The organism is Spirillospora sp. NPDC048819 (genome assembly GCF_040650055.1).
Lineage (GTDB): Bacteria > Actinomycetota > Actinomycetes > Streptosporangiales > Streptosporangiaceae > Spirillospora.
Genome location: NZ_JBEZGN010000013.1, coordinates 166,544 through 185,172, shown reverse-complemented (window position 1 = coordinate 185,172; position 18,629 = coordinate 166,544). Strand labels below are relative to the sequence as shown.

Genomic DNA, 18,629 nt, shown 5'->3' with positions numbered 1-18,629 from the left:
ACTCCGGGGGCCCGGCTACTCCTTGGACCGGGGCTCGGGTAGGGCCGGCTCGGCCTCCTGCGGCGGCTCCAGGGGCGGGTAGTGCAGGTCGAACGCAGGACGGACGGAACGGATCCGCGGCATCGACGCGAAGTTGTGCCGCGGCGGCGGGCAGGACGTGGCCCACTCCAGCGAGCCGCCGGCGCCCCACGGGTCGTTCTTCCCGACCGGTTCGGCGCGCCTGTGCGTCCGCCAGATGTTCCACAGGAAGGCGAACGTCGAGGCGCCGAGGACGAACGAGCCGATCGACGAGACGAAGTTCAGCGCGGCGAACTTCTCGGGGTAGTCGGCGTACCGGCGGGGCATGCCCTCGGCGCCGAGCCAGTGCTGGACGAGGAACGTCGTGTGGAAGCCGGCGAACAGCGACCAGAAGTGGACCTTCCCCCAGGCCTCGTTCAGCTTCTTGCCGGTCATCTTCGGCCACCAGAAGTAGAAGCCGCCGAACATGGCGAACACGACGGTGCCGAAGACGACGTAGTGGAAGTGGCCGACGACGAAGTAGGAGTCGGTGAGGTGGAAGTCCATGGGCGGGGACGCGAGGATCACCCCGGTCAGGCCGCCGAACAGGAACGTGGCGAGGAACCCCAGCGCGAACAGCATCGGCGCCTCGAACGACAACTGCCCCTTCCACAGGGTCCCGACCCAGTTGAAGAACTTGATGCCGGTCGGAACGGCGATCATGAAGGAGGTCAGCGAGAAGAACGGCAGCAGGACCCGGCCGGTGGCGAACATGTGGTGCGCCCAGACCGTCATCGACAGCCCGGTGATCGCGATGGTGGCCGCCACCATGCCGAGGTAGCCGAAGATCGGCTTGCGGGCGAACACCGGGATGATCTCGGTGATGATCCCGAAGAACGGCAGCGCGATGATGTAGACCTCGGGATGCCCGAAGAACCAGAACAGGTGCTGCCAGAGCAACGCGCCGCCGTGCGAGGGGTCGTAGATGTGCGCGCCGAGCTTGCGGTCGGCCTCCAGCGCCAGCAGCGCGGCGGCGAGGACGGGGAAGGCCATCAGCACCATGAAGCTGGTCAGCAGGATGTTCCAGGTGAAGATCGGCAGCCGGAACATCACCATGCCGGGGGCGCGCATCCCGATGATCGTGGTGATCAGGTTGACCGAGGTGAAGATCGTCCCGAATCCGGACAGCACCAGGCCCATCACCCACAGGTCGCCGCCGAGGCCGGGCGAGTAGGTCGCCGACGACAGCGGCGAGTAGGAGAACCAGCCGAAGGACGCCGCGCCGCCCGGCACGACGAACCCCGCCAGCACCATGAGCGCGCCGAACAGGAACAGCCAGTAGCTGAGCGTGTTGAGGCGCGGGAACGCCACGTCCGGGGCGCCGATCTGCAGCGGGACGATCACGTTGGCGAACCCGGCGAACAGCGGGGTCGCGAACAGCAGCAGCATGACCGTGCCGTGGATGGTGAACATCTGGTTGTACTGCGTGTTGTCCACCACCTGCAGGCCGGGTTCCAGGAGCTCGGCCCGGATGACCATCGCCATCAGCCCGGCGATCAGGAAGAGGGCGAACGAGGTGCCCAGGTACAGATAGCCGACGACCTTGTGGTCCGTCGTCGCCAGGACGTTCCCGATCCTGGTGCCCCGGCGGTGCCGCGCGAGCGCGTCCGCGACGCCGGCGTCGTCCCTGTTCTGGACCGCCGTCATCCGGCCTCCCCTCCCCCTCGTCCGAACCCACCGGGGCATTTACCGCACAGTCCGGTTTCAAACGCGGCGGGAACCGGCATCGGCGCCCCGCCTGCGGGCACGACGGCACCATGGAGCAGATGACGCTGACGAGTCCCGCGTTCACCGGCGACGGCCCGATCCCGGTGGCGCATTCCCGCGAGTCGGGGGACCTCTCCCCGGAGCTGAGATGGTCCGGTGTACCCGCCGCCTGCCTTGATCTCGTGCTGACCTGCGAGGACCCGGACGCGCCCGGCGGGACGTTCGTCCACTGGATGCTGGGCGGGATTCCGCCGGAGCGCGACGGGCTCGGCGCCGGGGAGGACCGTCCTCGCATCGCCAAGGGCCGCAACGACTTCGGCGAGATCGGCTACGGCGGCCCGCAGCCACCCGCCGGGGACCCGCCGCACCGCTACGTGTTCACCTTGTACGCGCTGCGCCGCCCGTCCGGCCTGACCTCCGGGTTCGCGGTGGACGACCTGCGCGCCGCCCTGAAGGACAACGTGCTCGCCACCGCCACCCTCGTCGGCACCTACGCCCGCTGAACCGGCGCGGCGGGCCGCGTCACCGTACTCAGGGGACGGCGCGCAGGTGCACGTCCCGCATGGTCACGGGACTGTGCTCGGGGAGCGTGCCGGGGCGGCGGCCTTCGATGAGGGCGTCCAGCCGGTGCAGGAAGAGGCCCTCGCGGAGCGCCCACGGGCAGACGGCGAGCCGGTCGAGGGACAGGACGTCCATCACGGCCTCGGCCACGATGGCGCCGGCGAGGATCTGGCGGGCCCGCGACGCCTTCACCCCGCGCAGCGCCGCCCGCTCCGCGTCGGTTCGCTTCGCCAGCCTCGGGATCCAGCGGTGCAGCTCGCGCCGGTCGAGGTGCCGCTCCCGGTAGGGGCCCGCCTTCGCCTTCGGGGCGCCGCACAGCCGGGCGAGCTGGGTGAACGTCTTGGACGTCGCCACGGCGGTGACCGGCGGCGGCAGCTCCGCGATCCCCCGCGTCGCCTCCTCCAGGACGGATCCGACGTGGGCGCGCAGCGCCTTGCGGGTGCGTTTCGGCACGGGCCGCCGCCGCGGCAGGTGGTGGCGGGTGAGGCGGCCCGCGCCGAGCGGCAGCGACAGCGCGACCTCCGGTTCCAGGCCCGCGCCGAAGGCCAGCTCCATCGAGCCGCCGCCGATGTCGGCCAGCAGCATCGGGCCCGCGGACCAGCCGCGCCACCGCCGGGCCGCGAGGAACGTCAGCCGCGCCTCCTGCTCGCCGGTGAGGTAGCCGAGACCGACGCCGGTGGCTGCGCGGACCTCGGCGGTGACGTCGTCGCGGTTGGCGGCGTCGCGCAGCGCGGACGTCGCGAACGGGATCAGCTCGTCGACGTCGAGGGCGGCCGCGGCGGCGACCGACTCCCGCACCGCGCCGATCAGCCGCCCGACGGCGGGCCGGTGGACGACGCCGTGCTTGTCGGTCGCCTCGGCCAGGCGGACCGCGGTCTTCACCGACCGGACGGGAAGGGGCGGGTGCCCGGGTTCGAGGTCGGCGACCCGCAGGTGGGCCGAGTTGGAGCCGATGTCGAGCACGCCGAGACGCAGGGGGGCGACTTCCATGGGCGTGCACTACCCCGTTGAGGTCGCCTCAGTCCGCGCGGCGGCGCGGGCCGGGCCGCACGGCCGACGTTTCGCCCCGGTCGACCGGGTAGGGCGCCTGCGACGGTCCCTGCCACTCGCCGCAGGGCCGCCCCTTTTCTTGGAGGAATCACGATGAAGGCTGTGACCTGGCATGGCAAGCGCGACGTGCGGGTCGAGGACGTGCCCGACCCGGAGATCAAGGAACCGGACGACGCGATCATCAGGGTGACCTCGTCGGGAATCTGCGGGTCGGATCTGCACCTGTACGAGGTGCTCGGCCCGTTCCTCAGTGAGGGCGACGTTCTCGGCCACGAGCCGATGGGCATCGTCGAGGAGACCGGCCCCGACGTCGCGCACATCAAGCCCGGCGACCGCGTCGTCATCCCGTTCAACATCTCCTGCGGCCGCTGCCACATGTGCGACATGCAGCTGTACGCCCAGTGCGAGACCACGCAGGTCCGCGAGCAGGGCATGGGCGCGGCGCTTTTCGGCTACACCAAGCTGTACGGGCAGGTGCCGGGCGGGCAGGCCGAGTACCTGCGGGTGCCGCAGGCCCATTTCGGGCCGATCAGGGTGCCGGAGGGCCCGCCGGACGAGCGGTTCGTGTACCTGTCGGACGTGCTGCCCACCGCGCGGCAGGCCGTGGATTGGGCCGACATCCCCGAGGGCGGGACGGTCACCGTGCTCGGCCTCGGCCCGATCGGGCAGATGTCCGCGCGGATCGCCCGCCATCTGGGGCGCCGGGTGATCGCCGTGGACTTCGTGCCCGAGCGGCTGGAGATGGCGCGGCGGCACGGCATCGAGGTGATCGACTCCGACGACGCCGACGACGTCCCGGACGCGGTGCGCCAGATCACCGGGGGCCGCGGCACCGACTCGGTGATCGACGCGGTCGGGATGGAGGCGCACGGCTCGCCGGGCGCCAAGTTCGCGCAGACGCTCACCGGGCTGATGCCCGGCAGCGCCGCGGCGCCGCTGATGTCGCGCGTCGGGGTGGACCGGCTCGCCGCGCTCGGCACCGCGATCGAGGTCGTCCGGCGGGGCGGGACGATCGCCCTCATCGGCGTGTACGGGGGCATGACGGACCCGCTGCCGATGATGCGGATGTTCGACAAGGGCGTGACGCTGCGGATGGGCCAGGCGCACGTCCGCCGGTGGGTCGACGAGTTGATGCCGCTGGTCACCGACGACTCCGACCCGCTCGGCGTCATGGATCTCGCGACGCACCGCCTGCCGCTGGCCGACGCGCCGCGGGCGTACGAGATCTTCCAGAAGAAGCAGGACGGCGCGATCAAGGTGCTGCTGCAGCCGGCCGGCTGACGCGCCGCCCCGATGATCGCGGACGGGGCCCCCTCCCTCTAGGATTTCCGGCACCCCGGTGACGTCGCGGGGCCGATGATCCGAGCCTGGAGGTGGGCCCGATGCACCCGTTCCGCGCGGCCATTGAGAAGGGCGACATCGACGCCCTCCCCGCACTGCTGGCCGAGGACGTCACCTTCCTCAGCCCGGTCGCGTTCGCGCCGTACGAGGGGCGCGCGATGGTGTCGGCGATCCTGCGCGCGGTGACCCGGGTGTTCGCGGACTTCCGGTACGTCAACGAGATCGGCGGCGGCCGCGACCACGCGCTGGTCTTCAAGGCGCGGGTCGGTGACCGGGAGGTGCACGGCTGCGACTTCCTGCACCATGACGACGACGGGCTCATCGACGAGTTCTGCGTCATGGTGCGGCCGCTGTCGGGGGCGAAGGCGCTCTCGGACGCGATGGCCGTGGAGTTCGAGGCCGTCAAGCGGGACCTGGGCCTGGCCTGAAGGCCGTCCGCTCCCCCGGTCACCGGGCCAGCCCGAGCACGATGTAACTCGCGAAGGACAGCAGCAGGTACACGGCCGGTGCGGTGCGCGGCCATCGCCGGTCCGGCTCGCCGTGCCCGCGCCGGAATCTCCACGCGGCGGCCGCGGGCGCGGCGAGCGGGACCAGCGCGATGAGCGTCCACCCGGCCGGCGCCCGCGACCAGGCCGCGAGCAGGCCCGCGGACAGCACGGGAACGGCCAGGGCGAGCGCCGACGCCCCGGTCACGCCGAGGGTCGTCACGTAGGTCCGCTCCCCCGCGCGCGGCGCTCGCGTGATCTTGCCGGCCAGTTCGGGATGCCCGGCCGCGAGCACCGCGACGGCGATCCCCTCGATGGCGGCCGCGGCGGCTCCGGACGCGCCGGCGCCCCGCCCGGACGCGTCCAGGTAGCCCGCGTACAGGTACAGGTGGAGCAGCACCGGCGCGGGCAGGCTGACCAGCAGGCTCGCGAACAGGTTGTCGGCGCTGGGACGCCGCCACCGCCGGTGCGCGCCGATCGCCCCGGCGGCGTACGCGAGCTGGGCGAGCAGGATGGCGGCCCGCCACGGCCACGCGGCGTTCAGCAGCCCCAGGGCCAGGGCGCCGGCACCGTAGAGGACGGCCAGGTCGCCGGTCCGCACCGCCCCGGCGGCCAGCGGGCGCCCGGGATGGAAGCGGCGGTCGTACTCCAGGTCGCGGATGTCGTCCAGTGCCCGCATCAGCAGCAGGTCCACGAAAAGGGTCACCGCCGCGACCGCCGTCCCCATCTCGGGCCGCCACCCGGACGACCCTGGATCGAGGGCGGCGAACAGGCCGGTGACCCCGTACGCCCAGAGCGCCGCGAACGTCAGGGAAGGCGCCGGCGGGTAGCTCCCCCGGACGAACAGCCCCAGCCGGGCGACCCGTCCCCTCACCGGGCCGTTCCGGGGGACCACGTCACCGGAAGTTCCCAGACGCCGCGTACGAACATCCGGTCCCGCCATTCGAGCCGGCCGGGGTCGACGGCCAGGGAGAGGTCACCGAAACGGCGGAGGAGGGCGGCGATCGCGACCTGGAGTTCGACGCGGGCGTGCGCCGCGCCGAGGCACATGTGGCGGCCGTGCCCGAAGCCCGCGTGCGGGTTCGGGGCGCGTCCGGGGTCGAACTCGTCCGGGTCGGGGAAGGCGGCGGGGTCGCGGTTGGCGGCGTCGGTGAGGGGGACGACGACCTCGCCCCGCGGCAGCGTCGTCCCGGCGAGTTCCACGTCGGCGAGGACGACGTGCGGCCGGCCGCCGGTGCCGGCGAACCAGACCCAGCGCAGGAACTCCTCGACGGCGGCCGGGATCAGCGACGGGTCGGCGCGCAGCCGCGCGGCGAGGCCCGGCCGCGACACCAGCTCCAGGACGCAGGCCGCCAGGAAGTTGGACGTGGTCTCGCCGCCCGCCGCCAGCAGCCCGTACCCGAAGACGACGATCTCCTCGTCGGACAGCCCGGACGAGGTGACGAGCGCGCTCAGCAGGTCGGTCCCGGGTTTCGCGCGGCGTTCGGCGAGCCGGTCGGCGAAATAGCCGTGCATGCCCTCGTGGGCGGCCTCGACCTCACCGGCGGGAAACCGTCCGGCCGACATCATCGCGCTCACCCACGGCAGCAGCAGGCCGAGATCACGGGTGGGGACGGCAAGCATGTCGCAGATGACCGCGTACGGGAGCGGGGTGGCGAAGCGGGCGATCAGGTCGGCGGGCGGGCCGCACGCCTCCATCTCGTCCAGCAGCCGCTCGGCGAGGGCCTCGACGCGCGGCCGGTCCGCCTCGGCGCGGCGTGCCGTGAAGCGCGCCTGGACGGCCCTCCGGCGGCGCGTGTGCGTCGGCGGGTCGCCCGCGGCCAGCGCGAGAGAGGCCGGCGTCCGGGCGAAGAGGGTGCCGCCGGCCCACGCCTCGCGGCTGAACCGGTCATCGGACAGGACCGTCCGGACGTCGGCGTGCCGGGTGACGAGCAGGGCATGGTGCCCGCTCGCCAGCACGACCGGCACCAGCGGCCGTTCCCGCAGACGCCGCAGGTGGCCCTCGTCGAGCGGGACGCCGGGACGGCCCGGCAGGGGGAAGTCCATGGTCGTCCTTCAGGCGCTCAGCGGCGGGGGCAGCGACGTCTCCTCGGCGCGGCCGCCCCCGTCGCCGCCGGCGTCGTCACCGCCGGTGCCGCCGTTGCCGCCGCCGCGTTCGATGCTCGTCAGGCGCGCCGAGGTGAGCGCCGCCCGGAACAGCTGGATGCCGCGCGCCGAACTCGGGTCGACGCCGGACAGGTCCCGGATCCGGTCCAGGCGGTAGTGCAGGGTGCGGCGATGGATCCACAGCTCCCGCGCGGCGCGCTCCCGGTCGAGGTTGCAGGCGAGCAGGACCTCCAGGGTGCGGCGGAGGTCGGTGCCCGCGTCGAGCGGGGACAGCACGGCGGTCAGCCGGCCGCGGATGCCGGGCTGCCCGAGGATGGCGAGCTCGACCAGCAGCTCGTCCGCCCGGTAGGGCCGGTCCTCGGCGTCGGGGATGGCCTTGACGAGCGTCAGCACCTGCGACGCCTCCTCCAGCGCCGCGGGGATGCCGTCGAGGCCGCCGAGCAGGGACGTGGCGGCGTGCACCGGTCCGCGCGTCCACCCGGCGAGGACGGCCGTGAACTCGGCGGCCCGGTCCTCGGCGCGCAGCGGGTCGGCGGCGGGGAACAGCACGACGAGCCTGGACAGATCGCCGGAGTACAGGACGCCGTCCCAGGCCTCCAGCCGCTCGCTCGCCCGCTCCCAGTGCGCGGCCGACGCGAGGGTCGGGGCCTCGCACAGGAGGACGAGGTAGGCGGGCGCCAGGCGGACCCCGGCCGCGTCGGCGATGACGTCCGCGGGCGCGCCGTCGATCAGCGTCTCGGCGAGGAGGCGCCGCAGCGGCCGCGACCTGTTCCCCTCGCTGGGCGCCTCCGCGTACCCCTGGATGCATCCCTCCCGCGCGCGCCCGGCGAGCCGCGCGGCGCACGCCGTCAGCTCGGCCATCTCGGCGAAGCACCCGGCGGGCACGACCGCCCAGCAGCTCCGCGCCGCCGCGGCGAGCGCGAGGTCCCACGCCTCCGACAGCACGGGCAGCGGGATCGCCTGCCTCGCCGCCATGACGCCGAGGTCGCGGAAGCGCGCCAGGTCGTCCTCGGGAAGCGGGTCGCCCGCCAGGACGAGGCCGAGCAGGCGCGCGCAGGTCTCGCCGCGGCGGCCGAACATCGGGCCCGCCGCCCGCCTGATCGGCTGGTAGGCGGGATGGCCGTTCAGGGCCTCACCGATCGCCGCGTCGAGCAGCGGGCAGTGCGCCGTGAGGATCTCCGGTAGTCCGCAGGAAGCGGTCATCTATGGTCCCCTCCTACGCGACGGCCAGACGGAACCCGGGCATGTGGCCGACGGTCTCGTCGACCAGCCCGTGCAGTTCCCGGACACGGCCCGGCTCGCCGCCCAGCCGGTCGAGGAGGCCGTGGGCCCGCTCGATCAGGGGCGCGACGGACGCCGCGCAGGAGTCGACGACCTCGTCGTCCAGCATCCAGGCGGTCAGCTCGGCGCGCGCCGAGCCGGAGTGGCGGGCGGCGGCGTGCAGGGCGAGCGCCTCCCGGCGCCGCCCGGCCGGCAGCGAGGCCAGCAGCTGGACGAGCAGGTACGTCGCCGTCCCGTTGGCGAGGTCCTCGTGCCGTCCGGAGGCGAGGTCGCGCTGGTCGTTCACGAGCTGGCGCAGCACGCCGAGCGCCCGGCCGAAAGAACGCCAGCCCGTGACGCGGCGGCCGTCCGCCCCCGCCAGGCACGCCGCCGACGCCGCCGCCATCGCGTACGGGGCGCCGGTCTTGCCCTCGTAGGCGCGCAGGACCGACTCCGGGGTCGCCGTCGACACCGGCGCGGTGAGGTCGCGGAGCTGGCCGTCCACGGCGTCCAGCCAGCACCGCGACAGCTCGTCGCCGAGCGCGGCGCGGACCCCGCCGGTGACGGGCAGGTCGGCGAGGATCCGGGCGGGCAGATGGCTTCCCACGGCCAGGGCCGTGAGCACCTTCTTGCCGACGGCCACGTTCCCCGGGGACGGCGCGCCCGGCGTGTCGGTGAGGTCGTCGAAATAGCGGGCGGCCGCCCACCAGAGCAGATGAACCACGGCGACGGCCCGGGGCCCGCTCGGCGGCCCGTCCTCCAGCCCCCGCCCGCCGCCATTCAGCGGACGAGCTTCGGGCCCTGTTTCGGCGTCGTGTACCAGCAGGGGCAGTGTGATCATGCCGTTCATGCCGGGGCGCGAGCCCTTGGCCCGGACGAGATCGAAGAACTCCGTGAGGAACTCCGACATGGCACCGCCGACCATCTCCCGGCCCTCGTCCAGGCCCATCGCGAGGCCCTCGGCGAGCAGCTCGCACAGCCGCGCCATCTCCGCCTCGACCTCGGCGATCGCCCGTTCCCGGGCGGCCCTGCCGAACACTCCTTCGTCCACGTGCCAACTCCTCTGCTACTGCGGGGTGTGCCGGGCCGTGCCGGGGGCCCGGTGATTCAGGGGTGCCGGTCCTCGCGCGCGCCGGTCACCGCACCGGGCGCTCGTCCAGGACCCGGACCGTGCCGGCGCGCCCGTCCAGCTCGATCCAGGCGCCGTCCGGGATGCGGCCGGCGGCGCCGGCGACCGCGACGGCCGTGGGGACGCCCAGCAGCCGTCCCGTGACGGCGGTGTGGGAGAGCAGGGTGCCGCGCTCGACGACCAGCCCCGACGCGGCGATCATGAGCGGGAGCCAGCCGGGGTCGGTCTCGCGCGCGACGAGGATCCGGCCGGCGCAGCCGGCGGGGGCGATGCCCGGGTCGAGGACGACCTTGGCCCGGCCGCGGACCGTCCCGCCGCTCGACCCGAGCCCGCGCAGAACCCGCCCCCCGGCCTCTTCCCGGACCTGCGGGGCGCCGGCCGGGCGCGCCTGCGGGAGGGCCGCCGCGACCGGGCGTCCGGCGGGCATCGACAGCAGCGCGGGCGGGGGCGGCCCGGCGCGCCGGCGGTCGCGTTCCGCGCGCCGCACCGCCGCGAGCCCCCGCAGGTCCGAGCCGGGGAGCGTGCCGTCGAACGCGCCGGTGACCTCCTCGACGGTGAGGTCGAGGACGTCCATCGGGTCGTCCAGCATCCCGGCCTCGGCGAGGTGTTCGCCGAGCCGCCACATCACCTCGCGGGACAGCCCGAACAGCTGTGTGCGGAGGAACCGGGCGTCCTCCCGCGTACGGACGAACCATCGAATCATCGACAGCAGCGCGGTGAGCACGGACCGGCGCACCGGGTTGCGGCAGGCCGCCCGCAGCCGCCGCCGGGCGTCCGCCGCGGCGCGCGCCTCACCGGCCCGGCTGCCGGCGACGGTCGTGCCCTGCCGGACGAACGGCGCGATCGTCGCGGCGACCGTCCACGGCCGCTGCCGCGGGGTCGGCTCGTCGAGCTTCAGGTCGTGCATCGCGCGGTCCCCGTAGCGCCGCAGGTACGCGCGGGCGGCCGCGGCCATGGACGGGCCGTGCCGGCCGGCGGCGATGTCGGACCACACGGCGCGCAGGCGTTCCGCGCCGGGCCCGTCCTCGGCCGGGTCGCCCTCCCCCGCGCCGCCGGCGGCCAGCAGCGCCGCCTTCAGGTCCGGTATCCCGGCGGCGCGTTCGGCGAGGCCGATGGCGGCGCGGGCGGCGGCGAGCGAGCGGTTCTCGCGGCCGCCGCACAGCAGGCCGGGGAGCAGTTCGGGCCCGGCGTCCGCCCAGCGGCGCAGCAGCGCCGTCCCGGCCCGCATGGCGAGGAGGCCGTAGACGCTGTTCGCGAGCGTGACGCCCCAGCGCCGCGACACCTCCGCCCACACGCGCCGGTAGAGGGCGATCAGCTCGTCCGGGGACCGTTCGGCGAGCGGGCGGGCCGAGCCCGTCACCGCCGGCGGGTCGTGGATCTCCTCCATCAGCCCGTCCCACCAGCGCAGCAGCCGCGCGGTCGCCCGCGGATGCCAGGCCGCGCGCCAGGCGATCACGGGCAGGGAGGCCGCGACGCGGGCGCGCGACCGGCGCCGGGGGGCGCGCACCTCGCCGGTGATGCCCATGCCCTCCTCCCATCCGGAGCGGACGAGGTCGAACACGGGCAGCCGGCCGTGCAGTTCCTGCCAGTCGTCCAGCCGGTAGTACACGCGGCCGTCGAGGTACCCGACCATGCGCGGCAGCCGGTGAGCGTTCGCGCGCAGCCGCCGGGCCGGCACGCCCATCCGCCGGTACAGGTCGGTGAACGCGAGCTCGTAGAACATGCGCGCCTGCGAGTAGGTGAGCGCGCCGGACACTCCCGGGAAGCTCTCGGTGATGTTGTGGTTGCCCCAATGGACGCGCAGGCCGCCGTCCGGCGCGGCCTTGGCGAGCGGCCGGGCCTGGACGAGGTGGACGGCGCCGTCCGGGGTGAACGTCCCCTCGATGTCCTGCGGGCAGCCGAACCGTTCCTCGACGCGCGCGGCGAGGCCGGCCACCTCCTGCGCCTGGTCGTCGGTGAGGACCGGCACGTCCCGGAGCGGTTCCGGCACCTCGGTCACCTTCGGGTCGGTTCCGCCGCCGGCGGGCGGCCCCACCATGAGCCGCTTGGTGACGACCTCGGCGCGGACGGTGCCCGTCTTGGGATCGACGAAGAAATGGTCGATGTCGGCCTTCTCCTGGACGACGCCCTCGCCGATTCCGTGCGCGGCGGCGATGATGTGATGCCTCGTCCCGTCGCGGGGGTCGCGGGTGAACGCGACGAACGAGCGGGTCCCGGGCACCATCCGCTGGATCCCCACCGCGACCCTCGCGCTCGCGGGGTCGACGCCCTTCAGGATCCGGTACTGGACGGCCTCGGGCTTGAACGCGGACGCCCAGCACCGCGCCACCGCCTCCAGCAGCCCCGCACGCCGCACGTAAAGGAAGCTGTCGCTCATCCCGGCGAACGGGTCGTCATCGGAGTCCTCGCCTGCGCCGTCCTCCCCCGGCACGACGCAGGCGCGCACGGCGGCCGTCTCCCGCGCGCCGATGCGCTCGTCGAAGGCGTCCAGCAGCCCGGCGGCGAACTCCCCGTCCGGGACGGCCTTGGCCAGCGCCGACGCGGCGGAGGCGCACCAGTCGGGGACGGGCACCGACGGGGCCGGCGGGAGCGTCGCCGCGACCCCGTCGAGCGCCCGGTCGAACTCCCCGGCGGGCAGGCAGAAGAAGTCCGGGACGGGGAAGCCCGCCGCGTGCAGCGTCTCCAGCCGCGCGAACTTGTGGCCGATCTCGCCCATGCTCACCACACTCCCGGCAGCAGGCGCGGCCTCCCGGCCGCGTACCGCGCGTAACCCGGAACGTCCCGCAGGGCCCGCTCCTCGACCCGGATCCGCCAGGCGACCGCCGCGGCGAGCAGGACCAGCGCCGCCGCCCCTGCCGGGTTGAGGAAGAGGCACGCGAAGCCGGCGTTCGCGAGCAGCATCCCCGCGTAGGCCGGGTGGCGGACGATCCCGTAGAGCCCGCCCGTGACGACCCGGTGCCCGTCCTGCCGCATGACGTGGTGGGAGTAGAACCGGCCGAGCGCGCGGATCGCGGCCTGCCGCAACGCCACCCCGGAGGCGAACACGGCGGCCGGCACGAGCAGCCACGGCGACCACCCGTCCCACGGCGGCGGCGCGAGGGAGGCCGACGCGATCAGCATGATGCGGGCCAGCGCGTACGGGAGCAGCGTCCGCGCGTCGGCGGGCGCCGCGGCGGCGCGGCGGAAGGTCACCGGGGCCTCCAGGAGCAGCCAGCCCAGGTACGCCGCCAGCAGGCCCGCCGCGGCGGGCTGGGCGAAGGCGTGGCGGACGATCCCCGCGACCAGCGTGCCCGCGGCCACGGCGAACAGCAGGCGCGGCGCGAGCACCAGGAGCTTGTCGGTCATCGTCGCGTCACCGTTTCCTGGTCCGCGCGTACTGGTCCGGGTCCACCGCGTACGCCTCGTAGGTCAGCGATCCCAGGTCGGCGCCGGTCACGGCGTCCGCCAGCGTCGCCTTGCAGTGGGAGCGGCGCCCCGGGGCGCGCGTGATCGGCCAGCGCAGCAGGAGCGGGGCTTCGCGGTCGAGGCGGCAGGGGATGTCCAGCCGCAGCGCCGCCCACAGCAGCGTCGTGTCCATGGGCCTGCCGTGCTCCTCGTGCTCCAGCATCGTGGCGAACTGCCGGCCGGCCTCGACGATCTCCACGGGCCCGCGGAACGGCGGTCTCGGCTCCGGTCCGGCGGGCGGCTGCAGGACGGCGGCCTCCACCACCCCGCGCCCGCGCCGCACCGGCTCGCCGACCAGGATGTTCTCGGGGCGGTGCCGGTGGACCAGCGCGGCGGGCGCCCGCCGGGACGCGGCCGGTTCCCCGGCCCCGCGCATGCCCGCAGGGACGGCGGGGACGTCGTCGGCGAACGCGATGGAGCCCGCGCACACCTCCTCGTCCGCCTGGCGCGCGGCGACCGTCCACGCCCGGTTCGGGCCGGGGATCGCGCGGCAGGACAGCGTCGTCGCGCCGCGCAGCTCGCAGAACCGGGTGAAGTCCAGTCCGGCCACCACCCGGCCGGGCGGCCGCCCGCGCGACCGGAGCTCGTCGGCGCGGACGGCCAGGTCGAGCAGGCCGCTGAACAGCAGCATCCCCGGCACATGGTCGAGCGGGTGGTCGAAGTAGAAGGGATCGGACTCGTCGACGACCAGCTCGCGGAATCGATCGATGACGGACGCGGCCATGCGCCCTCCCTCCATTTACTGACCCCTGGCTCCCCGCCGGCATGCGCCGAAAACGGCACCGGACGCCCTTCTCGGTAAGGGCCGGAAAACCGGCGAGACGGCCGTCATCTTGCTACAGAAATGAGCACAGCTGAACTGCACTCCTGGGCAGTCCGGGCGGCGGGAGTCTTCCCAGACCGGCAACCCGGCGTCCCCCGAACACGCTCCGTGCAAGGGCGTACCGGCCGGAAAGCGCATGTCAGCGTCCACTTGCGGAACCCGGCGGCCCGGCCGTCCGGCGGCAGCCCGGGCGAAGCGCGCACGTCATCAGGCCACAATGCAGATCGTTAGCCGCGCGTTTGTCCGCACCCGGTGCGGTGCTTTAGCGCGCCGGTCGCACAAGATATATTTTCAAACTATTGTCCGGGCACCCCGGAAACGGCGAGCGCTGTGACCTTGCCCACAATTAATTGGCAGAATGCGGTCAAAGCGGCGGGGCCCGGCGCGGCGGCTCGCCGAGCCGCGCCGCGCCGGGCCCCGTCCCCCGGTCCGCCCCTCCCCGGGAGGGTCCTCAGGGGTGGTCAGGCGGGTACGTGGGACTTCTTGCGCGTCCAGTGCCGGTGCGCCTTGACCGCGTCGATCAGCTTGGCCGAGAAGTCGCCGCCCGGCCCCTCGCCGGTGACGACGCCGTGGTCGCTGACCGTGCCGCCGTCCGCGAAGTCCACACCGGTGATCCCGGCGCGTTCCAGCAGGCCGATGCCCGCGTCGAGCGCGCCGACCGCCTTGCAGTGCACGAACGCCTCGGCGACGAAGTGCACGGCGTCGCCGTCCTGCGCGAGCGTCCGGACGCTCTCCTCACCGCCCGGCACGAGCACCGCGTCGTAGAGGACGGACGCGACGGTCGGCATCGCGCGGGTGACCTCCACCTGGGCGCCGTTGGCCGCCTGGACGAAGCCGTCCTCGGCGGCGAGCACCTCGCAGACCGCGCCGGCCTCGGTGAGCGCCTCGCCGACCGCGGCGACGGCGGCCGAGTCGACGCCGTCGGCGACCAGGATCGCGATCTGGCGGCCCTCGACGGCCGCGGGAGAGTTCGCCTGGCTCAGCGCGGGCGAGCTGCGGCCGTGGTTGGCGGTCACGGGCGACTTCGGCGGGTCCACCCCGATGCCCTCGGCGACCCGGACGGCGAGGTCGTGGTCGATGTGGTTGAGGTGCTCGACGACGCCCTCGCGGACGTGCTTGTGGTCGCACTTGCCGAGCTCGAACCGGAACGCGCCGACGATGTGCTCCTTCTCCCAGTCGGCCATGCTGTTCCAGAACAGCGTCGCCTGCGAGTAGTGGTCGGCGAAGCTCTCGCTCCGCTTGCGGATCTTGTCGCCGTCCACCCGCTCCTGGTAGTGGGTGAACGAGCCCTCTCCGCCGACCGCGGGGCAGCCGCCCGACAGCGAGTTCTTGTGGTAGCTCGCCCTCCCCTGGTGGATGTCCATCTGGTGGTAGCCGTCGCGGTGGTGGTTGCGGACCTCGGCGACCGGCCGGTTGACCGGGATCTGCGGGAAGTTCGGCCCGCCGAGCCGGATCAGCTGCGTGTCCAGGTAGGAGAACAGCCGCGCCTGGAGCAGCGGGTCGTTGGTGAAGTCGATGCCGGGCACGACGTTGGCGAGGTGGAAGGCGACCTGCTCGGTCTCGGCGAAGAAGTTCTCCGGGTTGCGGTCCAGCGTCAGCGTCCCGACCGGCCGCGCCGGCACCTCCTCCTCCGGGATGATCTTCGTCGGGTCGAGCAGGTCGAAGCCGAACCTGTGCTCGTCCTCGGCGGGGACGAGCTGCACGCAGAACTCGTACTCGGGGAACTGGCCCGCCTCGATCCGGTTCCACAGGTCGGCCCGGTTGAAGTCGGGGTTCTTCCCGGCGATCTTCTGGGCCTCGTCCCAGGCGAGCGAGTGGGTGCCGAGTTTCGGCTTCCAGTGGAACTTCACGAACGTCGGGCTGCCCTCGGCGTTGACGAGCCGGAACGTGTGGACGCCGAAGCCCTGCATCATCGCGAAGCTGCGCGGGATCGCCCGGTCCGACATCAGCCACATCATCATGTGCAGGGTCTCGGGCTGCAGTTGCACGAAGTCCCAGAGCGTGTCGTGCGCGGACGCCGCCTGCGGAATCTCGTTGTGCGGCTCGGGCTTCACCGCGTGGACGAAGTCGGGGAACTTGATGCCGTCCTGGATGAAGAAGACCGGCATGTTGTTGCCGACGAGGTCGAAGTTGCCCTGCCGCGTGTAGAACTTCGTCGCGAAGCCGCGGACGTCGCGGACGGTGTCGGCCGAGCCGCGCGACCCCGCGACGGTGGAGAACCGCACGAACACGGGCGTCGTCAGCGACGTGTCGCGCAGGAACTCGGCGGTCGTGTAGTCGGCGAGCGACTCGTGCAACCGGAAATGGCCGTACGCACCCGAGCCGCGCGCGTGCACGACCCGTTCGGGAATCCGCTCATGGTCGAAATGGGTGATCTTCTCGCGCAGATGGAAGTCGTCCATCAGCGACGGGCCGCGCTCGCCCGCCGACAGCGAGTTGTCGGTGTCGTCGACCTTGATTCCCTGGTCGGTGGTGAGTCCGGTCCCTTCCGGGCTCACCCGCCGATGCTCCAGCTGCTCCTGCTTCGCGTCGCCGCGGCCGGCGGAGTCGACCATGATTCAGCTCCCTCGAAGTGAACGGGCCCAGTGGTGACCTGGCGGGGCGGTGTATGGGCACGTGGTGGCGGCTACCCCCCGAGATCCGGGCCATGCGCCCTTTGACCGGAACTTGGTTTCGGCCCGGGCGGGGCCGTTTCCGGGCGGTCGGGCCGTCCGGGGAGGCGGGCTTGTCAGGCGGCTGACAAATGCGGGCCCGCGGGATGAACGCCGGTGAGTGTCGCGGCTCACTTCGCATGCCTAGGTTGAGACGACCGAGCGTTAGGCCGGTGCTAGGCCGAGGAGGTGCTGAACGTGACGACGGCATACGAGGACGCGCACACCGGATCGTCCGTACTGGACGGCCTGACGGAGGAGCCGTGGCGGGAGATCCCGCCGGAAGAGGCGCGGTGGATGCGGCCCCACCTCCCGGACCTGCTCGGCCCCATGGTGCAGGGCGTGCTGAGGCACGTCCCCGAGTACGACCGGCCGGGCGACACGGCCTACTCGCGGGTGGCCGAGGCGGCGGTCGCGCACGCCATGGAGCACTTCGTGCACATGATCGCCGACCCGGACGCCTCCTGGAAGGAGGTGTACCAGGTCTTCTTCGACGTGGGCTACGGCGAGGCCGTCGAGGGCCGCGCCCTGGAGCACCTGCAGAACGCGATGCGGGTCGGGTCGCGGCTCGCCTGGCGGCACCTGGCGGTCGAGGCCGAGCGGCTCGGCCGCCCCCGCGCGCTGATCAGCCTGCTCGCCGAGGCCAACTTCGCCTATCTGGACGCGCTGGCGTCCGCGGCGGCGCACGGCTACGCGCGGGCCAGGGAGAAGGCGGCCGGGGAGCGCGAGCAGCGCCGCGGCCGGCTGCTGACCCTGCTGCTGTCGGACCCGCCCGCACCGCCCGAGGTGGCCCGCGAGCAGTCGGCCCGCGCGGGCTGGCCGCTGCCGAGGCGGCTCGCGGTGATCGTGCTGCGGCCGCGTCCGGGCAGCGGCGGCGAGGGCCCGGCCGGGCTGCCGCCGTCGCTGCTGACGGGCCTGGACCACGGCCGGCCCTGCCTGATCATGCCCGACCCCGACGGGCCGGGGCGGATCGAGGAGCTGGCCGCGACGCTCGCGGGCTGGACCGGCGCGATCGGCCCGTCGGTCCCGGCGGACCAGGCGGGGACGTCGCTGCTGTGGGCACGGCGGGCGCTGGACCTCGCGCCGGCCGCCCCCGTCCCGGGCCGGTCCGGGAACGGCTCGGCCGGCCGGGCCGGTGTGCGGCCCGGCGCGCGGACCGCCGGCCGGGGCGTGCGGCGCGGCGGGGTGCTCGTCCGGGCGGAGGAGCATCTGCCGGAGCTGCTGCTGCGGGAGGGCGGGACGCTCGCCGCGATCGTGGCGTCGCGGCGGCTGGCCCCGCTGGACGAGGCCGGGCCGCGGCAGGGCCTGCGGCTCGCCGTGACGCTGCTGGAGTGCATGAAGCACGGATTCAACGCCACGGGCGCCGCCGAGGTCCTGTGCGTGCACCCGCAGACCGTCCGCTACCGGCTGGCGCAGCTGCACGGCATGTTCGGGTTCGACATCGAGGACCCGGCGATCCGGCTGGAGATGATGCTGCTCCTGCACACCTGGATCGAGCGGCACGGCGCCTGAATCGTCCGCCATTCCCCGCGCCACTTCCCCGGCCACTTCCCCGCCGGGCGCGTCTTGACGTCATGCCGGGTCCCGGAATCCGCTACCGTCAAGGTCGCCGCGCAGGCCAGGGGAAGGAAGACTGAAGACACATGGCCGAGAAGGTCATTAGGGTGGACGACATCGACGGCTCCGAAGGAGCCGATGTCGCAAAGCGGGACTTCGAAGTCCTGGACCGGACGTTCACGATCGACTTGAGCGATGACAACTTCAAGCGGCTGAACGAGACGCTGGACGCGCTCGCGCCCTTCATCGAGAACGCCGCCGAGGTGAAGCCCGCAGGGAAGGGACGCAAGTCCCGCACCGCGAAGATCAAGGGCTACACGAACGGCGATGTCCGCGAGTGGGCATTGCGAAGTAACATCGAAGTCTCTGAACGTGGCAAGATATCGGATGAGGTCTATGCTGCATTCATCGAGGCACATCCGGACGCCAAGCCGGACGCATAGCTAGGGAGTCCCCGC

At 73.6% G+C, this 18,629-nt stretch carries 15 protein-coding genes; 5 read left to right on the top strand and 10 right to left on the bottom strand.

Annotated elements, in window-relative coordinates:
• Positions 1 to 15: 15 nt before the first annotated feature.
• The gene (ctaD, locus tag AB0C35_RS19850) at positions 16 to 1,704 is read right to left on the bottom strand and encodes a cytochrome c oxidase subunit I (RefSeq protein WP_358457784.1); all 1,689 of its coding nucleotides are present in this window, start codon (positions 1,702 to 1,704) and stop codon (positions 16 to 18) included.
• Positions 1,705 to 1,823: 119 nt separating this feature from the next.
• On the opposite strand from ctaD, the gene AB0C35_RS19845 reads away from it, so the two are divergent.
• The gene (locus AB0C35_RS19845) at positions 1,824 to 2,267 is read left to right on the top strand and encodes a YbhB/YbcL family Raf kinase inhibitor-like protein (protein WP_358457781.1); all 444 of its coding nucleotides are present in this window, start codon (positions 1,824 to 1,826) and stop codon (positions 2,265 to 2,267) included.
• A 28-nt stretch (positions 2,268 to 2,295) separates the two neighbouring features.
• Here the strand turns inward: AB0C35_RS19845 and AB0C35_RS19840 are convergent, their stop codons facing one another.
• Entirely contained in the window at positions 2,296 to 3,315 is a 1,020-nt protein-coding gene (locus tag AB0C35_RS19840) for a Ppx/GppA family phosphatase (protein ID WP_358457778.1), read from the bottom strand.
• A 153-nt stretch (positions 3,316 to 3,468) separates the two neighbouring features.
• On the opposite strand from AB0C35_RS19840, the gene AB0C35_RS19835 reads away from it, so the two are divergent.
• Positions 3,469 to 4,656 carry a zinc-dependent alcohol dehydrogenase gene (locus AB0C35_RS19835; RefSeq protein WP_358457775.1) on the top strand — a complete coding sequence of 396 codons (1,188 nt, stop codon included), beginning with the start codon at positions 3,469 to 3,471 and terminating at the stop codon, positions 4,654 to 4,656.
• 101 nt (positions 4,657 to 4,757) lie between these two features.
• The gene (locus tag AB0C35_RS19830) at positions 4,758 to 5,144 is read left to right on the top strand and encodes a nuclear transport factor 2 family protein (protein WP_358457772.1); all 387 of its coding nucleotides are present in this window, start codon (positions 4,758 to 4,760) and stop codon (positions 5,142 to 5,144) included.
• A gap of 19 nt (positions 5,145 to 5,163) precedes the next feature.
• On the opposite strand, the gene AB0C35_RS19825 is transcribed toward AB0C35_RS19830, so the two are convergent.
• The 8 genes from AB0C35_RS19825 to AB0C35_RS19790 form a co-directional block, all read right to left on the bottom strand.
• A complete protein-coding gene (locus tag AB0C35_RS19825; RefSeq protein WP_358457770.1) occupies positions 5,164 to 6,075 on the bottom strand; it encodes a hypothetical protein in 912 nt (303 codons plus the stop codon).
• Positions 6,072 to 7,247, bottom strand: a complete 1,176-nt coding sequence (locus AB0C35_RS19820; RefSeq protein WP_358457767.1) for a cytochrome P450 — start codon at positions 7,245 to 7,247, stop codon at positions 6,072 to 6,074. Before AB0C35_RS19820 ends, AB0C35_RS19825 begins: the two co-directional genes overlap by 4 nt.
• 9 nt (positions 7,248 to 7,256) lie before the next feature.
• Positions 7,257 to 8,510 carry a helix-turn-helix domain-containing protein gene (locus tag AB0C35_RS19815; RefSeq protein WP_358457764.1) on the bottom strand — a complete coding sequence of 418 codons (1,254 nt, stop codon included), beginning with the start codon at positions 8,508 to 8,510 and terminating at the stop codon, positions 7,257 to 7,259.
• Positions 8,511 to 8,523: 13 nt separating this feature from the next.
• Complete coding sequence (locus AB0C35_RS19810) at positions 8,524 to 9,618, bottom strand: polyprenyl synthetase family protein (protein ID WP_358457761.1); 1,095 nt, start codon at positions 9,616 to 9,618, stop codon at positions 8,524 to 8,526.
• An 85-nt stretch (positions 9,619 to 9,703) separates the two neighbouring features.
• On the bottom strand, positions 9,704 to 12,412 hold the full coding sequence (locus AB0C35_RS19805) for a PEP/pyruvate-binding domain-containing protein (RefSeq protein WP_358457759.1): 2,709 nt from the start codon (positions 12,410 to 12,412) through the stop codon (positions 9,704 to 9,706).
• A 2-nt stretch (positions 12,413 to 12,414) separates the two neighbouring features.
• A complete protein-coding gene (locus tag AB0C35_RS19800) occupies positions 12,415 to 13,041 on the bottom strand; it encodes an isoprenylcysteine carboxylmethyltransferase family protein (RefSeq protein WP_358457756.1) in 627 nt (208 codons plus the stop codon).
• Positions 13,042 to 13,048: 7 nt separating this feature from the next.
• Entirely contained in the window at positions 13,049 to 13,864 is an 816-nt protein-coding gene (locus AB0C35_RS19795; RefSeq protein WP_358457753.1) for an AfsA-related hotdog domain-containing protein, read from the bottom strand.
• A gap of 560 nt (positions 13,865 to 14,424) precedes the next feature.
• Positions 14,425 to 16,518 carry a catalase gene (locus AB0C35_RS19790; protein WP_358457750.1) on the bottom strand — a complete coding sequence of 698 codons (2,094 nt, stop codon included), beginning with the start codon at positions 16,516 to 16,518 and terminating at the stop codon, positions 14,425 to 14,427.
• A gap of 294 nt (positions 16,519 to 16,812) precedes the next feature.
• Between AB0C35_RS19790 and AB0C35_RS19785 the strand changes: the two genes are divergently transcribed.
• Positions 16,813 to 18,126, top strand: coding sequence for a helix-turn-helix domain-containing protein (locus AB0C35_RS19785; protein ID WP_358457747.1), 1,314 nt, complete (start codon positions 16,813 to 16,815; stop codon positions 18,124 to 18,126).
• A gap of 131 nt (positions 18,127 to 18,257) precedes the next feature.
• On the top strand, positions 18,258 to 18,614 hold the full coding sequence (locus AB0C35_RS19780; protein ID WP_358457744.1) for an Lsr2 family protein: 357 nt from the start codon (positions 18,258 to 18,260) through the stop codon (positions 18,612 to 18,614).
• Positions 18,615 to 18,629 lie beyond the last annotated feature (15 nt).

Excerpts from the sequence above, each read along its gene's own strand:
- ctaD (WP_358457784.1), bottom strand. The coding sequence starts at position 1,704 with ATGACGGCGGTCCAGAACAGGGACGACGCCGGCGTCGCGGACGCGCTC.
- AB0C35_RS19845 (WP_358457781.1), top strand. The coding sequence starts at position 1,824 with ATGACGCTGACGAGTCCCGCGTTCACCGGCGACGGCCCGATCCCGGTG.
- AB0C35_RS19840 (WP_358457778.1), bottom strand. The coding sequence starts at position 3,315 with ATGGAAGTCGCCCCCCTGCGTCTCGGCGTGCTCGACATCGGCTCCAAC.
- AB0C35_RS19835 (WP_358457775.1), top strand. The coding sequence starts at position 3,469 with ATGAAGGCTGTGACCTGGCATGGCAAGCGCGACGTGCGGGTCGAGGAC.
- AB0C35_RS19830 (WP_358457772.1), top strand. The coding sequence starts at position 4,758 with ATGCACCCGTTCCGCGCGGCCATTGAGAAGGGCGACATCGACGCCCTC.
- AB0C35_RS19820 (WP_358457767.1), bottom strand. The coding sequence starts at position 7,247 with ATGGACTTCCCCCTGCCGGGCCGTCCCGGCGTCCCGCTCGACGAGGGC.
- AB0C35_RS19815 (WP_358457764.1), bottom strand. The coding sequence starts at position 8,510 with ATGACCGCTTCCTGCGGACTACCGGAGATCCTCACGGCGCACTGCCCG.
- AB0C35_RS19805 (WP_358457759.1), bottom strand. The coding sequence starts at position 12,412 with ATGGGCGAGATCGGCCACAAGTTCGCGCGGCTGGAGACGCTGCACGCG.
- AB0C35_RS19800 (WP_358457756.1), bottom strand. The coding sequence starts at position 13,041 with ATGACCGACAAGCTCCTGGTGCTCGCGCCGCGCCTGCTGTTCGCCGTG.
- AB0C35_RS19795 (WP_358457753.1), bottom strand. The coding sequence starts at position 13,864 with ATGGCCGCGTCCGTCATCGATCGATTCCGCGAGCTGGTCGTCGACGAG.
- AB0C35_RS19790 (WP_358457750.1), bottom strand. The coding sequence starts at position 16,518 with ATGGTCGACTCCGCCGGCCGCGGCGACGCGAAGCAGGAGCAGCTGGAG.
- AB0C35_RS19780 (WP_358457744.1), top strand. The coding sequence starts at position 18,258 with ATGGCCGAGAAGGTCATTAGGGTGGACGACATCGACGGCTCCGAAGGA.